Raw genomic sequence first — 21339 nt, 5'->3', positions numbered from 1 at the left:
AGCAAAGGAAAGCCTGCCCATGATCCAGGGTTATCAGAAAGGTTCGCGTATGAGCCAAGCCGTCTGCTACGGCGGTTTCGTCTATATTGTCGACGCGGAAGATCGCAAGGCGGGCATCGAGGACTTGACCAGCGATGTGCTTGGCAAGATCGATGCACTCTTAAAGGAAGCCGGTATCGACCACTCGCGCCTCATCGCCGTCAACCGTCTTCCTGCCGGCGATCGTCGATTTCGACGCAATGAACAGCGTCATGATGGCTGGATCGACGTCGAAAACCCGCCGGCCCGCGCCTGCCTCGAGGCACGCCTCGCCGATCGTGATCTGCGCGTCGAAATGACCGCGGTCGCCGCCCTCTGACAGCATCGCAACCGTCTGCACTGGAGACATCATGCACAGTGGCCTCGTCAATCCGATCGACTTTTTGCGCGAAGGCCGGCAGGCCGGCCACCTCGCCATTCCCTATTCGATCGACCGTTCGCCCTATTATCAGATCCGCATTCCTGTCCTTCGCCTGAAGAATGGCGAGGGGCCGTCTTTGCTGCTGATGGCCGGCAATCACGGCGACGAGTATGAGGGCGAACTGCAGCTCGGCCGTTTGATGCGCCTGTTGGTGGTTGCGGAAATCCGTGGCGCCGTCACCGTGCTACCGATGGCGAACCTGCCGGCGGTGATGGCGGGCAAGCGCTGCTCGCCCTTTGACGGCGGCAACCTCAATCGGGCGTTTCCCGGCGATCCCACCGGGTCACCGACGGCGCGCCTCGCTCATTTCCTCGAACACGAGCTCTTTCCCCGCCATGACGTCATGCTCGACCTGCATTCGGGCGGCACATCCATGGCGCACCTGCCCTGTACGCTGATCGAGCGGCAGGCGGATGCCGCCCGCTTCGAGCGGTCCGTCTCGCTGATGCGGGCGATCGGCGCATCGCATGCCTTCATCGCCGACAACGGGCCGACCGCACCGACATCGATGGGGGCTGCCGGGCGGGCGGGGACTATCGGCCTTTCGGGAGAGTTCGGCGGCGGCGGCACCGTGACGCCTGAAACAATGGCCTTCACGGCGTCGGCGGTCGACCGGCTGCTCGTGACGCTCGGCATCATCGAGCGTCCGGTCCTGTCGCGCGTGCCGCTCCCCGAGCGTGGGCCGTTGCAGTTGCTTTCACTGTCCCGGCACAGCCAGGGCATCTATGCGAACCGCAGAGGCTGGTTCGAGCCGGCCGTCGCACTTGGCGCCACCGTTTCAGCCGGCGAACTTGCCGGATGGTATCATGACCTGGAACGCCTGGAGCAGCCGGAGGAAGAGCTGCGCTTCATCGAGAGCGGCATTGTCATTTCGCACAGGCTGCATTGCGACGGCCAGGCCGGCGACTGCCTGATTCAGGTCGCTGAACCCATCGAATCCTGAGGAGAGCGTGAGCGCTAATCCGCTTAAGTGATGACGTCGACCGCAGCCTTGACCCAGTCGAGACGCCTTGCCGGTATAAGGCCGTAGTTGTAGAAGTTCACGCCGTCAGCGCCGGCATCGACGGCGGCCTTGGCGCGTGCGGCCAGGACCGCAGGCTCGCCGACCTCGGGATAGAAGACGCGCAGGCCAACCCCGAGGAACTTTCCCGCTCCGATCGCCGCCCGCCCGGTCCGAATGACATTGCCGACGACACCCGGCGCCATGTCGTAGCAGCAGAGGATCACCCCGTCGCAAAGCTTGCCGACTGCTGCGAGATCGACTCCGCCGAGCCAGCCGTCCTTCAGGTCGATGAGCACGATGCGTGTCGCCGGATCGGCGGCCGCCTTGATCTCGCCGATCAGGCTGGTCACCGGTGCGGTGCGCCAGGCAAGATAGCCGTGCAGATCAGGATGGTCGCGAAAGGCATCGATTCCGGCTGCCGGGAAGTCGGGAAACTGCCTTTCCGGAACAGCCCGTTCGCAGAGTTCCGCGATGAAGCGCACGACCGATCTGCGCGCGCCTTCGACCGGCACGCCGGCCTTTTCGGCGCGCGCCGTGCAATGGTCGCAGAAGCAGAGAGACAGAAGGAAGTCGTCTTCGCCGTTCAAGCCGACACCGTCTTTCTCGTGATGATATTCGTGCGCGAATCCCATGAAGTTCGGGCTTTCGAGTTCCACCATATCGGGCTGGTAGTTCGTCGTGATGTCGCGCACGAGGGTGACAACATAGGCGCGTGCCGCCGGGCTTGAGGGGCAAAGGTTGTAATAGTTGGGATTGCCAAAGGCGTTCCGCGTCACATGATCGGGATGCAGCATGCCGAGACGGGTATTGTGGAGGCAGACTGTCCAGCAGGAGACCTTGAGACCGGTCGTGTCGCGTACCCTGACGAGCGCTTCCAGCATGTCGCCGCGCTCGTCCACGTTCCTGGCCATCAGCGGCCGGATCACCTTGTCCTGCCATAGGTTTTCATCCGGCCGGAAGTAGACTGTCCCGTCCTCGGGGAAATATGCCTTTTGCTGCGGGCTTCGCGGCTGAAGGAACCGGCCAGCATGATAGGAAGTCGCCAGGCTGACCGTTGTGAGGCCCGCTCGGCCGCGAAGATCGGCGGCAAGTGCCGCGAGCCCCTGGTCCTGGATGTCCCAGGGATAAGTCCACATGGAAAGATGCATGGCGTGCTCCCTTCAATCCGTCCATCTTATAGAACACGTGTCCATAATAGCGTCTAGGCCCCCTCGTTCCGGAAAGCTCCTTCTATTCGATGCGGGATCGGGCAAGAGGTTGCGGCCGATTGAGCCTCGGACTTTCCGCCAACTTAAGCTTTTATGCGTCAGGTTTGCCGCTCACCGCGTTCACCGCGGCGGCCATACCCTTCTCCGCCTTCGCTTGAGTGAGACTGCCGAGATTGACGTATTGAATGAAGCTCCGTCCGGTTGGACGTCGAAAGGGACGTGTGCCGATGATGTCGCGCCCTCGGTCGCTTCCGTTTGGCCGAACCAAGCGAGATCAGTCCAGCCATCGCAAAGGTGACAGGCAAACACCAGGCGTTCGAACTCTGTGCCGCTGAAATCCTCGACGTGAATCGGCCGGACCGTTCGAGCTATCGTCATCTGCCTACCTCCAGGCTCCCAGAGGTAGGTCGAAGTTTGATGATCTGTACGTCACCGCATTGGCGAACCGCTGTAGCTCTTGTTCAGTTCCTTCGACGCGCAACGTCTTGCCTTTCCGGAATGGACCCAGAGCCTCAAGGATTGCAGCCGATAGTTTCGCCTGGGCAGCGCTTGTATCTCTGTTGGGGATTGCCGGCGAAGCTAGGTCATCTATCAGTATGGCATGCTCGAAGAGCGGTTGCATCAGATGCCTCGTGATTCAGTGATGAATTCACTATTATGTCACGCCATGTCGATATCAAATGGCGTACGCAGATTGCGAAAAATCGCTAACATTATCATGCTACGCTATCTGTACTCCTACGTCTTGAGGGGAGTTGAACCGGCGACGACCTCTTTTACAAGGTCCCACATGGCGCGACAGCAAAAAACGCTACCACCCCAGCCGGGCTGATATCTTGCTTGCAGCATCTCTTAGCAAAACAATGTAGCGATCAACATCGCTCTTCTGCGTCCGGAATGCGGGAGCACCTACATTCACCGCCGCGATCACCGACCCGTCGAACGCCAGAACCGGCACGGAGACGGAAACCAGTTGCTCGCTTACTTCGCCGTAGCTTACACAAAATCCCTGGCGGCGGATCTTTTCCAATTCGGCAATCAGCTTGTTGCGATCCGTGATCGTGCGCCTGGTCAGACGCGGCAAGGCTTCCGGAATCATTTGCAACTGCACCTGGGGATGGAGAAACGCCAGAAGGACCTTGTAGGAGCCGGCAGTCAGTGGCCGTCGGCGACCGATCATCGCCTGAACGCGCAGATCTCGCATCGGCTCGAACTTGGCGATGCAAAGGGATTCCCCATTGTCGATGATACGCAGTTGGGTCGTTTCGTTCGCCTTCTGGCCGACTTCTTCCAAAATTGGATTGGCGATGCGAACCAGATCGACCTGCGTCGATGCAGCAGTCCCGAGCACGATTGCTGTCGTGCCCAAACGATAGGTGCCCGTTTCGCTCTTCCTGACTAGACCCCGCCGTTCCATTGTGCGTAACATCCGCAATATTCTTGGCTTCGTCTCCCCTGTATTTTGCGCGATCTCGGTCAGCCTGACATCTGGATTTTTGGCGACGTTCAACAGAACGTCAATGCAGACATCAACGGCTTGTACTATATTACTTTTTGCCGAAGATCCATCGTCCCTCACGCCTACATTCCTTCCAAATTTCAGGCAACATTGAGGCTCTAAATCCTCATTACACCTATCGTAACACGCTCGTTTTCCATTTGACAGTTCCCTTTCACGCCCTTTACCAATTTGAGTCAACAGTGGACGGGAACCCACTCATTCCGACCCATACGGGGTCGGCATCAAACAGCAACTGGGATTGGAACGATGACCGCAAAGACATTGAAGCGTGCAGCGATTACGCTGCTCGCCATGATTGCTACTCCTGCCATGGTCGCTGCGCAGGAGACGCCGTTGACGATCGGCATGTCGACCACGCCGACGACGCTCGATCCCCATGAGGATAGCTCCGCACCCAACAATGCAACGTCCCGGCACATCTGGGATAGCCTGATCAACCTCACCGGCACGTCGGAAAACAAGCCGGAACTCGCAACCGAGTGGAAGACTGTCGATCCGACGCATTGGGAGTTCAAGCTGCGCGAAGGTGTCAAATTCCATGACGGCAGCGAGTTCAACGCTGACGACGTCATCGCGTCGCTTCTGCGTGCCCGCGACAAGTCGAGCCAGGGCTTTGCCTCCTATACCCGCAACATTGCGAACGTGACGGCCAAGGATCCCTATACCGTCGTCGTCGAAACAAAGGTTCCAGATCCGATCCTCCTCAATTCCGTCAGTCGAATTCGCATCATCAGCGCCGACTGCAAGGATGCGCCGGTTCAGGACTTCGACAATGGAAAATGTGCGATTGGAACGGGCGCTTATTCGTTCGTTTCCTATTCCCCGGGCAGCAATCTCATGCTGAAGCGCAACGACAACTACTTCGCCGACCCTTCGCATTGGTCAAATGTCACACTGCGCTTCCTGCCCGATGACGGCGCGCGTCTGGCATCGCTTCTCTCCAACGAGATTGACATTATCGAAACCCTTCCTGCGGATGGGATGGCTCGCGTGGAAGCGACCAAAGACCTGCAGATCATCAACGGCCAGTCCTCCCGCTTCGTTTACCTTGGCCTGGATGTCGGCCGTGATGTTTCGCCTTTCGTGAAAGCTGCGGATGGTTCCGATCTCGACAAAAACCCGCTCAAGGATGAACGAGTGCGCCGCGCGATGCTGATGTCGATCAACCGACCTGCGATCGTCGACCGCGTCATGCAGAAGAACGGAACGGTCGCCGCCCAGTTCGTGGCTGAGGGTTATGCGGGCAATTCCAAGAAGGTCGAGAAAGTGAGCTACGATGCTGCCGCAGCCAAGGCGCTTCTGGCCGAAGCCGGCTACCCTGACGGCTTCAGCCTGACCCTTCATGGCCCGTCCGGCCGTTATGTCAAGGACGCCGAAGTACTGCAGGCCGTCGGTCAGATGTTCACGCGCATCGGCATCAATTCGAAAGTCGAGGTCCTGCCGTGGGCGATGTATTCGGAAGCTTATTCGAAAGGCACCTACAGCACCTATCTCGGCTCCTGGGGTGTGAACACCGGTGAAACCACCAATCCCACTGTCGCGCTTGTTGCGACGCGCGATGAGAAGAAGGGAACCGGCCGGTATAATGGCGGCGGCGTGTCTGATCCCAGGATCGACGAGGTGCTGGCCAAGGCGAGCTCTACGCTCGACGAAGCCGAACGCGCTCCCCTGCTCGAGGAACTGTCGGCTCTGACTTTTAACAAATTCTGGCTCCTCCCGATGCATTTCGAAAACGTCGTGCTGGGAGCGAAGAAGACCGTCTCCTACACGCCGCGCGGCGACAAATATACGCTCGCTTATGAAGTGAAGGCGGCGAACTAAGTCCAGCAGCATGGGGCTGCAACACAGCAGCCCCTCTTTTATCTCCCAGGAGCCATTTATGCAGGAACTTGGAACGGGCGAGGCCGTCGCCCGTGCGAAGGCCATCTATGACTATGGCCAGACAGCCATCTTCGCATCTCAAGTCGATCCCCGCCTTCATATGGTGCTGTATGTTCCGCCGACAGCCGCGGACGGCCGCAAGCTCGACCTGCTTGTCGCCGTTCATGGTACCGGCCGCACCTCCGCGATCGATTTTCGGGACGGTTTTGCCGAATTCGGGCTCTACAACGATTGCGCCATCCTATGCCCGATCTTCCCGGTAGGCGTGCTGGGTGACGGTGCGCGCTCCGGCTACAAGTTCCTCGAAGAAGGCGATATCCGTTATGACCGCGTCGTCATCGCCATGGTCGAGGAGATGGCCGAAAAGTACCGACAGGACTGGTCCAAGTTCGCTATGTTCGGCTTTTCCGGCGGCGGTCACTTCACCCATCGTTTTGCCATCCTGCATCCGGACAAACTCTGGGCGGCGTCGATTGGCGCTCCAGGTTCGGTAACCCTTCTCGATCCGACACGTGACTGGTGGGTAGGCATCCGAGACCTGGAGGTCCGCTTCGGCAAGTCGTTCCAGCCAGAGGAACTGGCCAAGGTTGCCGTGCAGATGATCGTGGGGGACGCCGATCTGGAGACCTGGGAAATCACCCACAAGCCAGGCGGCAAATATTACATGGCCGGCGCAAACGATGCCGGCACAACTCGCCCCGAGCGCCTTGCCACCCTTGCCCAATCGTTCCGCGATGCGGGCGTCGACGTGACCTTCGATCGCATTCCGGGTGTCTCCCATGACCGGATCAAGGTTCTTGGCTACGTCAAAACCTTCCTGGCAAAGGTACTGAAGGACCGGCGCGCGAAATGAAGAATGCAACCATTGTAGCCCCACAGCCGGAAGCGGTCGAAGCCGGAGCGGAAGTTCTTGAGCGTGGCGGCAATGCCATCGACGCGGCGCTCGCCTGCGCCTTCGTCCAGGGCGTGGTCGATCCGCAGATGGCCGGAATCGGGGGCTTCGGCTCCATGCACGTCTACATGCCAAGAAAGGGCGTGCACGAGGTCCTCGAATTCTATGCCCGCGCGCCCCTGAAGGCGACGCCGGACATGTGGTTGGACAAGATCAAGCATCAGAGCCGCGACGGCTTCGGCTACGTACTCGACGGCAATATTTCGGATATCGGCTATCTCGCGGTCTGCACGCCGGGCTCGCTCAAGGGTTACGAGACAGCTCTTAAGGACTACGGCACATTCGACTGGGGCGACCTGATCAAGCCAGCCGTCCGCCTTGCCCGCGAAGGTTTCATGATCCGAAATCACATGCATTGGTACTGGGCCAAGGACCAGTCGGCTGACGGTTTTGCCAACACGATCGACAAGCTGCGTTTTTCCGATACCGGCCGAAGGGTCTATTTCCACGAGGACGGATCGTTGAAGAACGTCGGTGAACTTCTCTTCAACAAGGACATGGCGGACACGCTTGAGCGGATCGCAAGAAGCGGTGGATCCGACATTTTCTATCACGGCGAACTGGCCGAGGAGATCGCGGCTGATTTCAAGTCCAACGGCGGACTGATCGACCAGGAAGATCTGGCGAGGTATGAGTTGTCGCGGATGGTGCCTGTCTGGGGCGAGTATCGCGGCAACCGAATTGCGACCTCCCCTCCTCCCGGCTCGGGCTTCCCGATGCTGGAACTGCTACACATCATGGAAGAGTTCGACGTCGGCTCCATGCAGCACAGCAGCGCCGAGCATGTCCGCATCCTCTTTGAGGCCATGAAGAGAATGACGATCGACAAGGACGCGCACATGGGGGACCCGACCTATGTCGATGTTCCCTATGAAAAGCTGCTGTCGAGGGAGCATGCACAGGCGCATGCTCTTGCGATCAAGGCTGGCGAGATCGCGAGCGTTGACCGCCTCGAGCGCTCGCAGCGCGACACTACGCACATCTCTGTCATCGACAAGGACGGCAACGCCGCCGCGATGACCCACACGCTCGGCAGTCCCTCCGGCGCCATCACCGCCGGCCTGGGCTTCATGTACAATGGCACGATGAGTCGCTTCAATCCGGTCCCCGGCAAGCCGGGCTCCATCGCCCCCGGCAAGCGCCGCCCCAGTTCTGCAGCACCGACAATCGTCTTCAAGGACGGCAAACCGAGCATCGTTATCGGTGCGCCCGGCGGCAGCTACATCGCACCTGCGGTTGCGCAGTGCCTGATGAACATGATTGATTTCGACATGTCCGTACTCGAAGCCGTTTCGGCACCAAGGATTGTTGGCGTGTCGAACACGATCGACATCTGCAACCGCATTCGACACTCTGTCGAAAGCGACCTGCAAGCGCAGGGCTACAAGGTGGCACGGTCACCGCAGACATATGCATTCGCCGCGGTCCATGCGATCAAGATCGAAGGAGGTGTCTCCAAGGGCGCCGCCGATCCGCAGCGAGACGGGATGGCGATCTCCGTCGCCTAAGGAGAGATTTAATGGTCACTTCCATTACCAGGCGGTTGATACAGGCACTGTTCGTCATCGTGGCAATGACGATCATCGTCTTTGCCGGCGTCAACGTGATTGGCAATCCGGTCGACATCCTGATCAATCCGGATGCCAATCAGGTGGAGCGCGCCCGCGTCATCTCCCATTACGGTCTCGATCAACCGCTCTGGAAGCAGTATCTGTTGTTCCTCCGGGGATTGCTGCACGGGGATTTCGGCAACAGTTTCGTCTACGGCCGTCCAGCCCTCGGGCTCATCGTGGAACGTCTGCCGGCAACGCTCGAGCTGGCCATCACGGCACTTGGAATTGCGATCGTCGTCGGCCTGCCACTCGGGCTTTATGCCGGGCTTTACCCACAGCGGATCTCGTCCAAGCTGATCATGTCAGGCTCGATCCTGGGCTTCTCGCTGCCGACATTCTGGGTCGGGCTCATGTTGATCATGGTGTTCTCGGTCGAGCTCGGCTGGCTGCCGACGAACGGCCGCGGCCCGACCGCGGAACTGTTCGGTGCACAATGGTCTTTCCTGACCGAGGAAGGCCTCAGACATCTTCTCCTGCCCGCCTTCAATCTGGCTCTGTTCAAGACGTCCCTCATTCTTCGACTGACCCGCGCCGGCGTGCAGGAAGTCCTGCCCCAGGACTACGTCAAGTTCGCGCGTGCCAAGGGGTTGCGAGAGCGGCGGGTTATCACCGTGCATGTCCTGAAGAACCTGATGATCCCGGTGGTGACCATCATCGGCCTGGAGTTCGGATCGCTGATTGCCTTTTCGGTCGTGACCGAAAGCATCTTCGCATGGCCGGGCATGGGCAAGCTCATCATCGACTCGATCAATCTTCTCGATCGTCCGGTCATCGTCGCCTACCTGATGATGATGGTGCTGCTTTTCGTCGTCCTGAACTTCATCATCGACGTCTGTTACACCATACTGGATCCGCGGGTCCGGTTGGACACAAAGGCTTAGACCCATGGCTGAACCAAACGTGCAAGATAAAAGCGTTCCGGACGCCGGACCTGGCCGGCTGACCAAGGGAATCTCGGAGTTCCTTCGATCTTCCGCGGCCGCGATCGGCTTCGTCACGCTGGTGATCATCTGTTGCCTGGCGCTATTGGCGCCCTGGATTTCCCCCCAGAATCCGTATGATTTGATGCAGCTCGACATCATGGATGGACGACTGCCGCCGGGGTCGGAATCGATGACGGGGCTTGTCTACCACCTCGGAACGGACAGCCAGGGCCGCGATATCCTGTCCGGCATCCTTTATGGCCTGCGGACATCGCTTCTCGTAGGAGTCTTATCGGCCTTCGCTGCTGCGATTATCGGCACGACGACGGGCCTATTTGCTGCCTATATGGGCCGGCGCACCGAAACCGTGATCATGCGGCTGGTCGATCTGCAGCTTTCCTTCCCCACCATTTTGATGGCCCTCATGATGCTGGCCGTTCTTGGCAAGGGTGTCACCAACGTCGTCATCGCGCTCATCATCGCTGAATGGGCGACCTATGCCCGCACCGTGCGCGGCACGGCTCTGGTCGAGCGCGAGAAGGAATATATCGAGGCAGCCCGCATGCTCCGTCTGCCCGGATGGCGCATCCTCTTCAAGCACCTGCTTCCAAACTGTCTTGCGCCGGTGATCGTCATCGCCACCATGCAGGTGGCGAGAGCGATTGGGCTGGAGGCGACGCTTTCCTTCCTTGGTCTCGGCGCTTCGGTCACCGAACCGTCTCTCGGCATGCTGATCGCGACGGGCTACCAGTATCTTCTGACCGGCCTCTACTGGATCAGCTTCTTCCCTGGCATCGCCCTCCTCGCAACGATCGTGGCAATCAACCTCGTCGGCGACCGGCTTCGCGATGTCCTCAATCCGAGGAATGTATCATGACCGCCTTGCTGAAGGTAAGCAATCTCGTGACCGAATTCGGCACCGGCAAAGGTCAGCCAGGCTTGAGGGTCGTCAATGACGTGTCGTTAACCGTCGCGCGCGGCAAGGTCCTCGGCCTTGTCGGGGAATCCGGATCAGGCAAGTCGGTGACCGGCTTTTCGATAATGCGGCTCCTCGAAAAACCCGGTAGGATCGCAGGGGGACAGATCGTCTTCGACGGCACCGACATTGTAAACTGTTCCGACGAGGAGATGCGGCAGCTGCGCGGTAAGCGCATCGCGATGGTCTTTCAGGATCCGACGATGACCCTCAATCCGGTCCTTACCATCGGAACGCAGATGGTCGAGGCCGTGCAGGCACATGAAAAGATGTCCAGGCATGCCGCCCGGCAGCGGTCGCGGGATGCCTTGGGTCTCGTCGGCATCCCAAGCCCCGAGGAGAGATTGTCCGCCTACCCGCATCAGTTTTCCGGGGGGATGCGCCAGAGGGTGGCGATCGCGATCGCACTTCTCCACAAGCCGGATCTCATCATCGCCGACGAACCGACAACGGCATTGGACGTGACAATCCAGAGCCAGATCATTTCGGAATTCCAGAAGCTGACCGAAGAGGCCAACACGGCCGTCATCTGGATTACCCACGACTTAGCGATCGTTTCGAGGCTCGCAGATGATGTCGCGGTCATGTATGCTGGCCGCCTGGTCGAGACAGGCCCGGTGGCCAAGGTGCTGACCGATCCGTACCATCCTTATACCGCAGGTCTGATCGCATCCGTTCCTTCACAGAACAAGCGCGGCGAAGCGCTGCGTCAGATCAGGGGCATGACGCCGGCGATCAACCGCCTGCCGCAAGGTTGCAGCTTCCGTACGCGCTGCGACCGGGCGACGAACGCCTGTCGTGTGATGCCTGGCCTTATGCCGGCTGACGACCGCTCCTTCCGCTGCATCCATCCCGTAATGAGAGGACTGCATGATGCTTGCGACTGACGCGCCCCTGATCGAAGCAAGAAACATTTCACAGCGCTTCGGCCCGAAGCCCGATCTGGCTGCCAAGATTACGCTGAAACTCAAACTGGCAAAGCCTGCGTCAATCGTGCACGCCCTTGATGACGTCAGTCTGAGCATCCGCAGCGGCGAGGTCGTTGGCCTCGTCGGTGAAAGCGGTTGCGGAAAGTCAACGCTTGGCCGCGTGATTGCGGGGATAGCCTCTCCGACCAACGGCAATGTTTTGTGGAAGGGTGTGGATCGAGATGCCATGTCGGCGCGCCAGCGGCACGAACTCGGCCTGGCCACCCAGATGATTTTTCAAAATCCGATGGCTGCGCTCAACCCGCGCATGACCGTCGAAGAACTCATCTGGGAAGCGCCGCGGACCCACGGGCTCGCCCGTTCGACGGAACGCGACAGCTATGTCGATAAGTATCTGACGCTGGCCGGCTTCGACCCGGCGATGAAGAAACGATACCCGCACCAGTTTTCAGGCGGCCAGCGGCAACGCGTCAACATCGCGCGGGCGCTTGCCGTCCAGCCCAAATTCATCGTCTGCGACGAAAGCGTGGCCGCTCTCGACGTCTCCATTCAGGCACAGGTCATCAACCTGTTTATGGAATTGCGAGACAAGCTCGACCTCACCTATCTCTTCGTCAGCCACGATCTCGGTGTCGTCGAGCATATTTCCGACCGTGTCGCGATCATGTATCTTGGCCGGATTGTGGAAGAAGCACCGGTCGAGGAAATCTTCAGGCGGGCCAACCACCCCTACACGCAAGCGCTTCTGGCCGAAGTGCCGCGCATCGAGCCCGGCAAGCGCCGCTTCAAGCCCATGGAAGGCGAACTCCCCAGCCCACTCGATCCTCCGAGAGGCTGTCACTTCCATCCCCGATGCCCGTTCGCAATCGACCGTTGTCGCGTGGAAGTGCCGATCAAGAAGGAAGTTGCGCCGGGGCACCTATCAGCGTGCCACCTAAATGATGAGTAGCCTCGAACAAAAGCACTCTCGACGGTAGCTACCCGCTCAATGACGTTCGCCTCCAGCGGAATCGAACCCCCTATCGTTCAAATCGAAAGCGACGTCTCCGTGGGACGCACAAGCATTCGGGATGCTCATGCTGCGCGCCACAAGAGTCGCTTACGATATCGGCATCGCACTTGGGTTTGCACTGGACATTCGTCCGGCGCGCCGCTCACGATTTCGCTGACCCGAATTTGATGAACCTAATTTCGGCGAGCATCATTTTCCTAGATTGGTGCCACGGACGTGCACAGAATCTGCAATTCTGAGGGGCATGAGGCACCATACAGCTTGCCGACGTTCAAGGCGAAGGTGCCGCATTCGACGTTGCCCTCCCGAGGCGCATTGCGCCGTGCAAGTTTGAGGGCTGATTAAGCTGAGAAGTCGCTCAAAACGGGTTATCGGCTATGGACCGATGCAGGCATCACATCGTCGGGGATCGGACATATATAGCCTTTGCCGCTGGTCTTTTCCCGCCACTCGGCCGTCGCGGCTGCCAGCAGGTCGGATGACGACATCAACGCGAGACCCGTTGTCGCAAGCGTCTTGGCCGCATGCGCCATGGCTTTGTGCGCGGCCGGGCTTTTCCCCTGCGCAACGACCTGCCAGGTATGGGGATTGGTGCCGATCGCCCAGGCTGGTGCCCAGCATTGCGCGGTCGGCGTCACCCAGCTGACGTCGCCGACATCGGTCGATCCGGCCCGGAAATGCGATTGTCCGTCGAAGTCGCGCAGACCGGTGTGCAAGGGCGTCGAGCCATCCACCTTGGCATTGGAGAACACATCGCCCTTGATCTGATAGAGGCGGATGCTGCTCCTGATCGCTTCTTGTGTGAACGTATCCTGGATTTTCCTGGCGAAGGCGATGTCGGCCTCGTCGAAGGCTATCGGCCCGAGCGCGACCATGTTCTCGTGCATTGCCGTTTCAAGCGTGATGTTGGGAAGAAGGTTCGTCGAGGCGGTGTCGAACAGGATCTCGACCGCGGTTTCGGTCATCATCGCGGCACCTCGTGCAACTTTCTCGACCCGCCCGGCAAGCTCAAGCGCCTGCGTCATGTCAGGCGCCCTGATCAGATAGAGAACCTCGGCTTTGGCCTGCACGACATTGGCGGCCCTGCCGCCGGTGTCAGTGATCGCATAGTGAACGCGACAATCCGGCGGCATGTGTTCACGCAGGAAATTAACGCCGACATTCATGAGCTCGACGGCATCGAGCGCCGATCGCCCGAGATGGGCGCTGTTGGCAGCATGTGCCGCGACACCCCTGAAGCGATAGTAATATTCGAGAACGGCAAGATTGTTCGTCGAGCGAACACCGTTGAAGGGAGCCGGATGCCAGGTCAGGGCGGCGTCGACATCATCGAATGCGCCGGCGCGAACCATGAAGGTCTTACCGGAGCCGCCCTCCTCTCCAGGGCAGCCATAATAGCGCACCGTTCCGGGCAGGTTGTTCTCCTTGAGGTAGCGGGCAAGTGCAATCGTCGCCATCAGCGACCCGACGCCAAGCAGATTGTGCCCGCAGCCGTGACCGGTTGCTCCCGCCGCCATCGGACGAGGCTCGGCCACGTTTGCGGTCTGGCTCATGCCGGCTAAGGCATCGAATTCGCCGAGGAAAGCAATCACCGGCTTGCCGCTGCCGAATTCGCCGATGAAGGCCGTTTCCATGGCTGCGATGCCGCGTCGCACAACAAAGCCGTTTTCCTCGAGTGTCCTTGCCAGCAGTTGCGACGAACACCGCTCCTCGAACTTCAGCTCCGCGAAATCCCAGATACTGTCGCTGAGAGCGATATAATCCGGCTTCATCTTTTCGACCGTCGCGGCAATGGAGCTGATCGCGTCAAGATTCATGGCATTTCCTCGCTGTCTGTCCTGCCGCCACAGGCGACATGTTGCACCCGACCCGGCAGGACTGCCTGTCGGATCTTCTGTTGACCGTCGAAGCGGTGTGGCGGCGCCCCACCGGGCGCGGCAATTCAGGCTCAATTGTCGAGCGAAACTTCCCAAAGGCGGGCATTCGATTGCCAGACGGGCTGGCCCTTCAGCTTCTTGGTCGCGCCCCAGACATCGACCATGTCATAGAGGAAGATGCCCGGCATTTCCTTGAGCATCAGCGTGTGAAACTCGTCGAAGATCGCCTGACGCTTCGTCTGGTCGGACTCCGCATAGGCGGCCTTCATCAGTTCGATGGCCTTCGGGTGATCCCACATCAAAGAAGCGTTCTTATCCTTGTTACCGACATAGAAGCCGTACATCAGCGCCGGATCGAGCCGCGGCGCGACCGATTGCGAGATGACCTGATAGTTGCCGGACCGGCGACGATCGACCTGTGTCGCGTAGTCCAGCACCTCGATCTGCACATTAAGACCTGCCTGCTGCATCATGGCCTGCGCCATGACCGCGGCCGGGAAGCTTGGCACGTTGCTGCGCTTGTTGGCGATGATGGTAATCGGCTCGCCCTTGTAGCCGGCCGCCGCGAGCTCCTTCTTCGCGGCCTCAAGGTCGTAGGGAAGACGCTTCTTCTGGACATCGTCGAAATAGAGCGAGTCTTCCGAAACCATGGCACCGTTGGCTGCGCCAGTGCCATTGGAGGCTGCCTCGACGAGCTGGTCTAGATCGAGTGCCATCGCCATGGCGCGGCGCACGCCGGGATTGCTCAGAACCTTGTCGCGCGTCTGGATGTAGAAGAGGTTTTTGCCGTTGTTGCGGGTCACGATCAGCTGCATCGTGTCGCTTGTCTTGAATTCGGGAATGAGATCCGGCGAAATCTCCGCGGTATCGAGCACGCCGGACTGAAGGCCGGCCTTTACGGTCGAGGCATCGGGAATGACCATGAACTTGATGCCATCGACGAGAGGACGCTTGGAGCCGACCATGCCGTCGGGCTTTCCGTCGTTTTGGGGCGAGACATAATCGTTGAACTTGGCGAGATGGATATATTCGCCCTTCTTCCATTCGTCCCATTTGAAGGGACCGGTACCGATCGGCTTGATGAAGCTTCCGTCCGGGCTGACCGATTCCGGGGAGATCATCCCGGTGTAACCGCATTCGGGGCGCGACATCAGGCCAAGGAAAACCGCGGATGGCTTTTCCAGCGTGATGGTGACGGTCGAAGCATCGACTGCCTTGACCCCCGTAACGTGCACGTTGCCGCTACCGTCGAAATCAGGAAGGCAGGTCCATTTCGTTTCGGGCTTGAGATAACGGTTCCAGTTCCAAACGACGTCATCGGCGGTCAATTTCTTGCCGTCGTGGAATTTGACGTCGTCACGCAGTTTGAAGCTATAGGTCAGCCCATCCGCCGAGACTTCGAAGCTCTTTGCCACCAGCGGCTTGACCTCGCCGTTGTTGGCATAGCCGACGAGCCCTTCGACGATATGCAGGATGACGCCATCGGTATTGCCGTCGCGATTGACGCCCGGATTATTGCTGCGCAGGTCGGAGCTTTGAGCCACGACGATGTCGCGGGCTTCGACCAGGCCGGTCATCGCCATTAACATGGTCCCTGCAAGAAGAAGCTTATGCATTGTTCTACCCTCTTTTTATGGATCGTTAGGATTGGAATTCATCCCAGCAGGCGCGTGAAAGCCTGCCGATGGTTTCAAGCGCGACCGTATAGCCAGGGGTGCCGTCCGGCATTTCCTGCGGCACGTCGTCGGTATAGGCGGCAATGATGTAGAAGGGGGAACCGTCGCGATAGACGATACCGGCATTCATGCGGCCCCGCTTTCCCGTACCGCCCTTATGTGCGACGACAACCCCGAACGGCAGCCTGGAGGGGATGGCATAGCGCAGGATCTGGTTCTTCAGGGTTTGAAGCGCATAGGCGCACAACGCCTGCGAAGAGCCGAGTCGGTCCGCGGCCTCCCGCGAATTTTGCGCATCCAGGATGGTCTGCAGCAGATAGACCTGGTCCCGCGCCGTCGTCGTGGTGACGGCCTTCAATGAATGATCGGGCGACAGCGCCAAGGGAGGGATGAGGAAGCGATGGTTGGTCTCCGTCATGCCGATCGACTTGCAATAGCCGTCGACCTCTTCGAGCGTCAGCCTTTCGAAGACCATCTTGGTGCAGACATTGTCGCTCAGCACCATCATGCCGGTGATGGCATCGCGCAGCGATATGACGATACCGGGTGTCAGGTAGCGGAACATCCCGCTCGCCACTTCCTCTGCAAAACGCTTTTCGTAAATGATCCGTTCGTCCAGATCCAGGCGGCCTTCATGGGCGGCCTTCAAGGCTGCCATCATGATCGAGGTCTTTCGGGTGCTGGCGGAGGGAGTTTCCTCGTCCGCGCGCCTGACGATCGTTTCACCGCTTGCAAGCGCATGCACCATGAAGCGCGTTACGAAAGGCTGGGCATCGCAGATCGCGTTCAATCGTTCCACGAGCTTTCCAGATGCAATCACGGTCGTCATGTCAGTTCTCCAGGCGCCATTTGAGGGTCACACCGCCCTGCGCATTGTGGTCCAGGGCGGGGATGGCCGAGAGAAGCCTTTGCGTATAGGCCTCCTTCGGGCTGTCGAAAACCGTATCGCGGTCGCCCTCCTCGATGATCCGGCCGTCCTGCATGACGACGACGCGATCGGCCACCTGCTCGACCACGCCGAGATCATGGCTGATGAAGAGGCAGGAAAAGCCGTAGCGTTTTTGCAGATCGGACAGGAGTTCGAGCACCTGCGCCCTGACCGTCACGTCGAGGGCCGATACCGGTTCGTCTGCGATCAGGAATTTCGGCCGGCGCGCAATGGCGCGGGCGATCGCCACGCGCTGACGCTGGCCGCCCGAAAGCTCGTGCGGGTAGCGCTCGCCATAGTCGGCCCCAAGGCCGACTTCCTCCAGCGTCTCCAGGGCGCGCTTGCGCTTTGCCGTCGCGTTAAGATCGGGAACGAGCCGCAGCGCTTCTTCCACAAGCGCGACGATGGTCATGCGCGGGTTCAGCGAGGAATAAGGATCCTGAAACACCATCTGGCAATTCAGACGATAGTCCATCCAGTCGTCGTCGCGGCTGCGTCCCTTGAAGCGGATATCGCCTTCGCTCTCCCGGACCAGTCCGGCAATGGTGCGGCCGAGCGTGGTCTTGCCGGAACCTGAACCGCCGACCAGTGCAACGACTTCGCCCTCGTGGATATCGATGCTGACGCCATTGAGCGCCCGTTTTGGCGTTGCCTTCTTCATCAGCGACCGCCGGCCCCCATAGTCGACGACGATATCACGCGCCGAGACCATTGGCGCCTTGGTCTTGTCGATCATCCGCGTCTGTCCGCGAAACGGCAGGGAGGAAAGCAGTTTCTTCGTATAGGCACGCTGCGGTGCGTCGAGCAGATCGGCGGTGCGTCCTTCTTCGACGATTACGCCCTTTTCCATGACGACGATGCGGTTCGTGTAGCGGGCGACCATCGGCAGGTCGTGACTGATCAGCAGCACGGCCGTGCCTTCGGCCTGTGTCAGTTCCACCATCAATTCCATGACATCGCGCTGGATCACGGCATCGAGCGCAGTCGTCGGCTCGTCGGCGATCAACAGCGCCGGTTTCAGCAGCATGACCGATGCCAGCATGATGCGCTGGCGCATACCGCCCGAGAATTCATGCGGATAGGAAGTGAGCGCCCCGGCGGGGTCGCGGATCCCGACCCGATCCAGCATGCCGAGGATACGGCTGCGCCGTTCTGCCTGCGAAAGTTTCGTATGAAGCTGCAACCCTTCTTCGAGTTGGCGGCCGACGGTCATCGAGGGATTGAGCGAGGTCATCGGCTCCTGGAAGACGACACCGATTTCTGCACCACGCAATTGGCGCAATTGCGCGCCGTTCATGGAAAGCACGTCGCGTCCCTTGTAGGCAACGGAGCCGCCGATCACTTTGATGGGCGCCGGCAGCAGCGAGATCAGGGCGCGTGTTGCCAGCGTCTTGCCCGATCCGCTTTCCCCGACGATGCCGAAGATCTCGCCTGGGGCGACGTCGAAGCTGACGTCCTTGACAACCTGCACACCGGTTCCGGCGACCTGAAGCGACAGGTTGCGGACACTCAAAAGCGTTTCATTGGTCATTTCAGCCCCCTCATCCGCGGATCAAGCTTGTCCCGAAGAGCATCCCCCAGAAGATTGATGCCGAGGAGCGTCAGGGCGATCGCCAGCCCCGGGAAGAGACCCAGCCAGACCGCCTGTTCGATGAAAGGCCGACCGGCCGCCAGCATGTTGCCCCAGGTCGGCGCCGGTGGCGGAACACCGAGACCGAGAAAGCTGAGCGCGCTTTCAGAAAGGATCGCCCAGCCGAACATCGACGTCGCAAGCACGGTGATCGGGGCGATGCAATTGGGAAGGATATGGCGGAACATGGTGTACATCTCGCCATTGCCCATCACCTTGGAGGCCTCGATGAATTCCCGCTCTCGCAGCGACAGGACGGCACCGCGGACAACGCGGGCCATGGAGGGAGAATAGGCAATGCCCAGCGCAAAGATGATGCCATATTGGTTGGCGCCGAAGACGGCGAGCAATCCAAGCGCCAGAAGAATGCCGGGAAAGGCGAGAAGCGCATTGTTGACCGCCATGATGACTGCATCGATCCAACCGCGGGCATAACCGCTGACGAGACCGATCAGCGCGCCGCAGACCGTCGCGAATGTGACCGTCAAGGTGCCGATCCAGACGCTCGCCCGGGCGCCGACGATCAGGCGGCTGAGCACGTCGCGGCCGAATTCGTCGGTTCCGAGCCAGTGGGCGCCGCTTGGCGCTGCCAGCCGTGCCGTGAAGCCGAGCTTCATCGGATCATACGGTGTCCAGAACAGGCCGATGCCGGCCGAGAGGAGCAAAGCGGAAATCAGAACGCTGCCGATCAAGCCGTTGAATGTGATCTTTTTCATTCGGCGACAACCCGGGGATCGAACAAGGGATAGAGCAGGTCGACGACCAAATTGACCAGCACATAGGAAAGCGAGACGAACAGCAGGCAACCCTGGATAACGGGGTAATCGCGAGCAAAAATGCTGTCGACCATCAGTCGCCCGAGCCCCGGAATGGTGAAGACTGTCTCGATGACGGCAATGCCGCCGAGCAGATTGCCGAGGATCAGACCGATGACCGTCCAGGTCGGGCCGAAGGCATTCTTGAAGGCATGCCGCCAAAGGACGGCGCTTTCGGAAAGGCCCTTGGCCCGGGCATGGGTGATATAGTCGAGACGCATCACTTCCAGCGTCGAGGCGCGTGCCATGCGGATCAACACACCCATCTCATGAATGACCAGGGTCATGATCGGCAGCACCAGGTAGAGCAGGCCACCGGTAACATTGTTGCCGATCGAGACATAGCCCAGGACCGGTAACCAGCCGAGTTTCAAACCGAAGAAGAGCAGAAGCAGCAGTCCGAGCCAGAATGTCGGGATCGACAACAGGATCGTGGCCGTGCCGACCAGCGCCAGGTCTGTCAGACTGTTCTGCCGCCAGGCGGCGATGACACCGGCCGGCACGGCGATAAAGCTCGCCAGGAGGACGGCGACGACGACGATTTCGGCGCTGACCAGAAAGCGCGATGCGACGAGCGGCAGAACCGCCTCGTCATTGACGATCGAGCGGCCGAAATCACCCTGCACGACATTGGCGGTCCAGATCAGGAACTGTTCCGGCAGCGATTTGTCGAGGCCAAGTTCCGAGCGCATCGCCGCGATCTGATCCGGCTCAGCCATATCACCCAGCATCAATGCTGCCGGATCGCCGGGTATGAAGCGGATCAGCGTGAAGACGGTCACCGAAACGAGGACAATCGTTGGTAATGCCATCAACAGGCGGTTCAGAACGAATTTCAGCATTTTTGTTCCCCGCGATGGGCGACGGACAATGCCCGGCGCCATCGGTTTCGTTGCCGCAGACTATGATCGAATGAAAAAATATCCGCAATATTATGCGATTCCGTCATAAGTCTATGCGGAATAGCGCAGCAACCAGAGAGGGCGCGATGAAACTAAAAAGCGGGCCAGTAAGCTGGTTTTAAATGCTTTTCTGGGAAACATGGATCTGCCGTTTCAAGGCATCGCTGAGTGCATGGGCGGCAATCGAGAGGGGCGTACCGATCGCCCTCGCCAATCCAAATTCCTGTGTCGTGCGCGGCACGAAAGGGCGATGAACCACTGGCAGGTGACGATAGAGATTCGCATAAAAGCTGCTGATGATCGTCACGCCGAGGCCATGTGCGACATAAGAACAGGCGGAACTGTTGGTATGCGTCTCGATCTTGACGATCTGCTTGACGCCTGCCCGCCGGAAGGTCTGGTCGAGCGCCATGCGGTTCGGCCGTTGGCGGCCTATCAGAATGAGCGGCACGTCGCGCAGGTTCTTCACCGTGATTTCCTCCAGTCTTGCAAGAGGATGATCTTTCGGAACGACGCAGACGCTTTCGCCGGTGGCGACGCGCTCGACCTCGATGCCCGGTCCGCTGTCGCCCTCCATGCGCAGAAAGCCGAAATCGATCACCCTCTGCTCGACGAGCTTGTTGATCGCGGTCGTCGTCTCAAAGAAGGTTTCGATCCGCACGCCTGGGAAATCGCGGATGTAATGGGCCAGCATTGCCGGCGCGAAATGCTCCCACATGCTGCTTGGCAGACCGATGCGGACGACCTCCGGGCCGGCGGCGCCGCTTCTTAAGTCCTCCGCGTGACCCGACATCCGATCGACCGCCAGCAAGATGTTCTCGGCATCGCGGGCAAGAAGCAGGGCCTCGGGGGTTGGGATGAGACGGCCTTTGTCGCGCACGAAAAGCGACACCGAAAGATCCGCCTCGAGCTGCTGGAGGAGGCGGCTGACGCCGGACTGGCTCAGTCCCATCGTCTTTGCCGTGGCAATCGTAGACCCCGTCGCCAAAAGTGTGCGCAGGACTTCCAGTTGCTTGATATTCATACGTTTGC

Annotated in this window: 18 protein-coding genes; 9 read left to right on the top strand and 9 right to left on the bottom strand. The window is 59.7% G+C overall.

Going from position 1 to position 21339, the window contains the following annotated elements; genetic code table 11:
• The first annotated feature begins 19 nt into the window (after positions 1 to 19).
• Together RGR602_RS25315 and RGR602_RS25310 are read left to right on the top strand one after the other, a co-directional pair.
• On the top strand, positions 20 to 358 hold the full coding sequence (locus tag RGR602_RS25315; RefSeq protein WP_082046687.1) for a Rid family hydrolase: 339 nt from the start codon (positions 20 to 22) through the stop codon (positions 356 to 358).
• 31 nt (positions 359 to 389) lie between these two features.
• Positions 390 to 1403, top strand: a complete 1014-nt coding sequence (locus tag RGR602_RS25310; protein WP_040114793.1) for a succinylglutamate desuccinylase/aspartoacylase family protein — start codon at positions 390 to 392, stop codon at positions 1401 to 1403.
• 23 nt (positions 1404 to 1426) lie between these two features.
• Here the strand turns inward: RGR602_RS25310 and RGR602_RS25305 are convergent, their stop codons facing one another.
• Both RGR602_RS25305 and RGR602_RS25295 read right to left on the bottom strand, forming a co-directional pair.
• Positions 1427 to 2611, bottom strand: a complete 1185-nt coding sequence (locus RGR602_RS25305; protein WP_040114792.1) for a hypothetical protein — start codon at positions 2609 to 2611, stop codon at positions 1427 to 1429.
• 871 nt (positions 2612 to 3482) lie between these two features.
• Positions 3483 to 4250: an IclR family transcriptional regulator gene (locus tag RGR602_RS25295; RefSeq protein ID WP_040114790.1), complete on the bottom strand. Its 768-nt coding sequence runs from the start codon at positions 4248 to 4250 to the stop codon at positions 3483 to 3485.
• 189 nt (positions 4251 to 4439) lie between these two features.
• Between RGR602_RS25295 and RGR602_RS25290 the strand changes: the two genes are divergently transcribed.
• Genes RGR602_RS25290 through RGR602_RS25260 form a run of 7 tightly spaced genes read left to right on the top strand, consistent with a single transcriptional unit; the run spans position 4440 to position 12416 of the window.
• Positions 4440 to 6014, top strand: coding sequence for an ABC transporter substrate-binding protein (locus RGR602_RS25290; RefSeq protein WP_040114789.1), 1575 nt, complete (start codon positions 4440 to 4442; stop codon positions 6012 to 6014).
• Between the two features lie 58 nt (positions 6015 to 6072).
• Positions 6073 to 6927: a hydrolase gene (locus tag RGR602_RS25285; protein WP_040114788.1), complete on the top strand. Its 855-nt coding sequence runs from the start codon at positions 6073 to 6075 to the stop codon at positions 6925 to 6927.
• Complete coding sequence (gene ggt, locus RGR602_RS25280) at positions 6924 to 8534, top strand: gamma-glutamyltransferase (RefSeq protein WP_040114787.1); 1611 nt, start codon at positions 6924 to 6926, stop codon at positions 8532 to 8534. Before RGR602_RS25285 ends, ggt begins: the two co-directional genes overlap by 4 nt.
• Before the next feature lie 11 nt (positions 8535 to 8545).
• The gene (locus RGR602_RS25275) at positions 8546 to 9520 is read left to right on the top strand and encodes an ABC transporter permease (RefSeq protein ID WP_040114786.1); all 975 of its coding nucleotides are present in this window, start codon (positions 8546 to 8548) and stop codon (positions 9518 to 9520) included.
• Between the two features lie 4 nt (positions 9521 to 9524).
• Positions 9525 to 10439: an ABC transporter permease gene (locus tag RGR602_RS25270; RefSeq protein ID WP_040114785.1), complete on the top strand. Its 915-nt coding sequence runs from the start codon at positions 9525 to 9527 to the stop codon at positions 10437 to 10439.
• The gene (locus RGR602_RS25265) at positions 10436 to 11425 is read left to right on the top strand and encodes an ABC transporter ATP-binding protein (RefSeq protein ID WP_040114784.1); all 990 of its coding nucleotides are present in this window, start codon (positions 10436 to 10438) and stop codon (positions 11423 to 11425) included. The genes RGR602_RS25270 and RGR602_RS25265 overlap by 4 nt, the downstream gene beginning before the upstream one ends.
• Positions 11412 to 12416 carry an ABC transporter ATP-binding protein gene (locus tag RGR602_RS25260; protein ID WP_040116471.1) on the top strand — a complete coding sequence of 335 codons (1005 nt, stop codon included), beginning with the start codon at positions 11412 to 11414 and terminating at the stop codon, positions 12414 to 12416. The genes RGR602_RS25265 and RGR602_RS25260 overlap by 14 nt, the downstream gene beginning before the upstream one ends.
• A gap of 431 nt (positions 12417 to 12847) precedes the next feature.
• Here the strand turns inward: RGR602_RS25260 and RGR602_RS25255 are convergent, their stop codons facing one another.
• From RGR602_RS25255 to RGR602_RS25225, 7 genes are all read right to left on the bottom strand, one after another.
• Positions 12848 to 14296 carry a M20 family metallopeptidase gene (locus tag RGR602_RS25255; protein WP_040114783.1) on the bottom strand — a complete coding sequence of 483 codons (1449 nt, stop codon included), beginning with the start codon at positions 14294 to 14296 and terminating at the stop codon, positions 12848 to 12850.
• Between the two features lie 131 nt (positions 14297 to 14427).
• Complete coding sequence (locus tag RGR602_RS25250) at positions 14428 to 15972, bottom strand: ABC transporter substrate-binding protein (RefSeq protein WP_040114782.1); 1545 nt, start codon at positions 15970 to 15972, stop codon at positions 14428 to 14430.
• Positions 15973 to 15997: 25 nt separating this feature from the next.
• Positions 15998 to 16861 (bottom strand): serine hydrolase, encoded by an 864-nt coding sequence (locus tag RGR602_RS25245; protein WP_040114781.1) that lies wholly within the window; start codon positions 16859 to 16861, stop codon positions 15998 to 16000.
• Between the two features lies 1 nt (position 16862).
• Complete coding sequence (locus RGR602_RS25240) at positions 16863 to 18491, bottom strand: ABC transporter ATP-binding protein (RefSeq protein WP_040114780.1); 1629 nt, start codon at positions 18489 to 18491, stop codon at positions 16863 to 16865.
• Positions 18488 to 19306, bottom strand: a complete 819-nt coding sequence (locus RGR602_RS25235) for an ABC transporter permease (RefSeq protein WP_040114779.1) — start codon at positions 19304 to 19306, stop codon at positions 18488 to 18490. Before RGR602_RS25235 ends, RGR602_RS25240 begins: the two co-directional genes overlap by 4 nt.
• A complete protein-coding gene (locus RGR602_RS25230; protein WP_040114778.1) occupies positions 19303 to 20247 on the bottom strand; it encodes an ABC transporter permease in 945 nt (314 codons plus the stop codon). Before RGR602_RS25230 ends, RGR602_RS25235 begins: the two co-directional genes overlap by 4 nt.
• 178 nt (positions 20248 to 20425) lie before the next feature.
• Positions 20426 to 21331, bottom strand: coding sequence for a LysR family transcriptional regulator (locus tag RGR602_RS25225; protein ID WP_040114777.1), 906 nt, complete (start codon positions 21329 to 21331; stop codon positions 20426 to 20428).
• Positions 21332 to 21339 lie beyond the last annotated feature (8 nt).

Source organism: Rhizobium gallicum bv. gallicum R602sp (genome assembly GCF_000816845.1).
Taxonomy (GTDB): domain Bacteria; phylum Pseudomonadota; class Alphaproteobacteria; order Rhizobiales; family Rhizobiaceae; genus Rhizobium; species Rhizobium gallicum.
The sequence above is the reverse complement of the archived record's forward strand: the minus strand, read 5'-3'. Positions and strand labels throughout refer to the sequence as shown.

Bases quoted from the DNA above. Each gene is read 5' to 3' on its own strand.
- RGR602_RS25290 (WP_040114789.1), top strand. From the start codon at position 4,440: ATGACCGCAAAGACATTGAAGCGTGCAGCGATTACGCTGCTCGCCATG.
- RGR602_RS25240 (WP_040114780.1), bottom strand. From the start codon at position 18,491: ATGACCAATGAAACGCTTTTGAGTGTCCGCAACCTGTCGCTTCAGGTC.
- RGR602_RS25255 (WP_040114783.1), bottom strand. From the start codon at position 14,296: ATGAATCTTGACGCGATCAGCTCCATTGCCGCGACGGTCGAAAAGATG.
- RGR602_RS25310 (WP_040114793.1), top strand. From the start codon at position 390: ATGCACAGTGGCCTCGTCAATCCGATCGACTTTTTGCGCGAAGGCCGG.
- ggt (WP_040114787.1), top strand. From the start codon at position 6,924: ATGAAGAATGCAACCATTGTAGCCCCACAGCCGGAAGCGGTCGAAGCC.
- RGR602_RS25265 (WP_040114784.1), top strand. From the start codon at position 10,436: ATGACCGCCTTGCTGAAGGTAAGCAATCTCGTGACCGAATTCGGCACC.
- RGR602_RS25250 (WP_040114782.1), bottom strand. From the start codon at position 15,972: ATGCATAAGCTTCTTCTTGCAGGGACCATGTTAATGGCGATGACCGGC.
- RGR602_RS25225 (WP_040114777.1), bottom strand. From the start codon at position 21,331: ATGAATATCAAGCAACTGGAAGTCCTGCGCACACTTTTGGCGACGGGG.
- RGR602_RS25270 (WP_040114785.1), top strand. From the start codon at position 9,525: ATGGCTGAACCAAACGTGCAAGATAAAAGCGTTCCGGACGCCGGACCT.
- RGR602_RS25235 (WP_040114779.1), bottom strand. From the start codon at position 19,306: ATGAAAAAGATCACATTCAACGGCTTGATCGGCAGCGTTCTGATTTCC.
- RGR602_RS25245 (WP_040114781.1), bottom strand. From the start codon at position 16,861: ATGACGACCGTGATTGCATCTGGAAAGCTCGTGGAACGATTGAACGCG.
- RGR602_RS25275 (WP_040114786.1), top strand. From the start codon at position 8,546: ATGGTCACTTCCATTACCAGGCGGTTGATACAGGCACTGTTCGTCATC.
- RGR602_RS25285 (WP_040114788.1), top strand. From the start codon at position 6,073: ATGCAGGAACTTGGAACGGGCGAGGCCGTCGCCCGTGCGAAGGCCATC.
- RGR602_RS25260 (WP_040116471.1), top strand. From the start codon at position 11,412: ATGCTTGCGACTGACGCGCCCCTGATCGAAGCAAGAAACATTTCACAG.
- RGR602_RS25230 (WP_040114778.1), bottom strand. From the start codon at position 20,247: ATGCTGAAATTCGTTCTGAACCGCCTGTTGATGGCATTACCAACGATT.
- RGR602_RS25315 (WP_082046687.1), top strand. From the start codon at position 20: ATGATCCAGGGTTATCAGAAAGGTTCGCGTATGAGCCAAGCCGTCTGC.
- RGR602_RS25305 (WP_040114792.1), bottom strand. From the start codon at position 2,611: ATGCATCTTTCCATGTGGACTTATCCCTGGGACATCCAGGACCAGGGG.